This is a genomic window from Arenibacter lacus (assembly GCF_008711145.1).
Taxonomy (GTDB): Bacteria; Bacteroidota; Bacteroidia; order Flavobacteriales; family Flavobacteriaceae; genus Arenibacter; species Arenibacter amylolyticus.
Genome location: NZ_VVIN01000137.1, coordinates 1 through 2114, shown reverse-complemented (window position 1 = coordinate 2114; position 2114 = coordinate 1). Strand labels below are relative to the sequence as shown.

Annotated in this window: 4 protein-coding genes; all 4 read right to left on the bottom strand. The window is 37.4% G+C overall.

The annotated features are described in order from the left end of the window. Positions 1-311 (bottom strand): type I restriction-modification system subunit M N-terminal domain-containing protein (locus F1E73_RS16715; protein WP_150452622.1); only part of this gene is annotated, 311 nt, incomplete at its 3' end. A gap of 27 nt (positions 312-338) precedes the next feature. Continuing rightward, complete coding sequence (locus F1E73_RS16710; RefSeq protein ID WP_150452621.1) at positions 339-698, bottom strand: four helix bundle protein; 360 nt, start codon at positions 696-698, stop codon at positions 339-341. A 13-nt stretch (positions 699-711) separates the two neighbouring features. Continuing rightward, positions 712-1023 (bottom strand): helix-turn-helix domain-containing protein, encoded by a 312-nt coding sequence (locus F1E73_RS16705; RefSeq protein ID WP_150452620.1) that lies wholly within the window; start codon positions 1021-1023, stop codon positions 712-714. Positions 1024-1685: 662 nt separating this feature from the next. Beyond that, the coding region (locus F1E73_RS16700) for a hypothetical protein (RefSeq protein WP_223883495.1) at positions 1686-2114 on the bottom strand (429 nt) is incomplete at its 5' end.

Sequence of the window (2114 nt, the reverse complement as noted above, 5' to 3'; positions counted from 1 at the left end):
GCCGTATCAATTTTGATAGCAATATCGTCTTGCTTTGCATTTTTAATAATGTAAGACCAGCGAGAAATCTCATCTAAAAAAAACACGTTTTTCATATTGTAGAAATCTTTCATTTCCACATATTTCTCCTTGCCTTCTGCAATGAGTTCTTTTCTGCGTTGTTCAAATTTATCACTAGTGAACTTCAGGAATATTAAGCCCAATACGACGTGCTTATATTCTGAGGGCTCAACGGAACCTCTTAATTTATCGCAGGACTGCCAAAGGGTTTCCTCTATTGCTTTGGTCTTTTCTATTTTTTTCTTGGCCATACTTTTATAATGGTTATTTGTCAATGATTAATGGTTAATGTTAGCTTTAGCGGTTTTTATGATGCTAGTGATGATCTTAATGATTTCTAAAGCATCAGTATTTACGCTTTCAAACTGTTCTTTATTAAGGTATTCGGTTTGGAATAATAATTCCAACCAATACATCGTTTCGTTTATTTCCTTTTGGGCTATAGCCATTTTATGAATAAAATCTTTTTTCGTTTCTGCGTGTTCAGCTTCTCTTACCATAGCACCTACGCTTGTACCACTTCGCAAAAGTTGTTTGCTTAAAACAAATTCTTTTTGCTGGTCGCACAAGAACTGGCTCAGCTTTACCACCCTGATAGCGAAATCAAAACTTTTATTTTTAACTACATTTTCCCTCACTGATAATTAAACATTAATCCTTTTTATTTTTAATGTCTGTTTCAGCCATTTTTAAGGCTTGCAATACCTGCTCTTTCCACCTGTCGGACGGACAAGCATTGGCCACAAGATCTACTATTTGATCTGTAAGCCAAAGCGCTATAAGCTCATCCGGACTTACTTTGAGTATCTCCGCTATTTTCAATACTTGCTCCTGTTTGGCTCTACGTTCACCACGTTCAATCTTGCTAAACATTGGCGTGTCTATCTCTAACTGTGCTGAGAGTTGCCGTTGAAGCAAGCCTTGGCTTTCTCTAAGCTCTTTTATCCTATTGGCTAATTTCATCTTTCGGTGTATATTATTTTCTCCTCAGTAAGATGTAATGCCCTAGAAGCAATAAACGATCTTTTTATAATTCATACCGGGGGAATTTTGTTTCCTTTTTAATTTTGACTTGTCAAATTCTGTCCAATGTAAGAATAATAGATCAAAGTAGCGAAAAGAAAATCGTGAATAAGAAAAATAAAGACTAGAAGCAAAAACTACTTACAATCCGATCTCACATTATCACATTGGACCTATACTAGCAACTATAAGTATTATCAATTCAGGTAAATTGACTTTCCGCTTTAGCTTCAAAAATATCAGGAGGGCTATTAAAAAAAGAATCGTGAAAGCGGACATTTTAGAATAGGAAAGATAGCCTTTGGCCGTTTTGGTTGTTTCATTAAGATATTGAGAATTGGCCAAACAATTCTGAAGCCTAAGTATATTGGCTAATTCAAGCACGGAATTATAACAATGTCAAACCTCAAAAATCTTTAAGTGCTCTCTTAAAAGAATGCGATTTATATTTGATTAGGATTTACCCTAACGACTGAACAAAGTGTAAAAACAGCGAAAATTTACCTTCGTTCTCGCTATAAGAGTAATAACTACTCTTGTTCAATTTTACACCGACTATATAAATCTGTCTGCCAAATCTTATATTTCTGAACTATAGAAACCTACATCGAAAGCCAATTCCCCTTGTATTTGGAATAATCCGTAAGCTCGTCTTTAAACCCGTTATAGGCTTCTTCCTCTTTGTAAGTCGTAGGGCCTATGAACGTATCCAGGGCGTCCCATCCTGCCCGGAGCATATTGGCCTGTACTTTGCGGTCCCGCTCCGTGGCAACGGCTAACAAAGCTTGCTTGAACCCGTTTGCCATATGGTGCTCTACGAGTTCGAGCGGCAAATTGGGTGTTATTCTGTTCATCACATAACTATACGCCGCCTGTTTATAAAGTCCACGTTCCATTAAGTGGCCCATCCAAAGGCTTTTTAAATTGTCCTGTCCTTGGGCTATCATGTGATTTAGGATGACAGGTTGGGTGGCTATGGCGCTTGGAAGCTCAGGGGACGATTTCAAATAGTCCTGCATTTTCGTTGAAAG